Genomic DNA, 239 nt, shown 5'->3' with positions numbered 1-239 from the left:
GATGAGGTCGTGCAGCCACTGCTGTCCGGGCTTCAGGAACGTGGAGAAGAACTGCAGCAGCGGCACGAGCGCCATCTGCAGCGGCACGATCTGCAGCGCGAACACGAAGATGAACAGCCAGTTCACCCACTTGAACCGCATCCACGCGAAGGCGTAGGCGGCCATCGACGCGAAGGTCAGCGGGAAGATGGTCGCCGGGATGGCGATGAACAGCGAGTTGACGAAGTAGGCGCCGAGCT

1 pseudogene is annotated in these 239 nt (G+C 62.3%); it reads right to left on the bottom strand.

The annotated features are described in order from the left end of the window. A pseudogene (locus tag FJ658_RS15375) lies at nucleotides 1-239 on the bottom strand (carbohydrate ABC transporter permease); the annotation flags it as partial.

The sequence above is a fragment of the Schumannella sp. 10F1B-5-1 genome (genome assembly GCF_006517535.1).
GTDB lineage: Bacteria > Actinomycetota > Actinomycetes > Actinomycetales > Microbacteriaceae > Schumannella.
The sequence above is the reverse complement of the archived record's forward strand: the minus strand, read 5'-3'. Positions and strand labels throughout refer to the sequence as shown.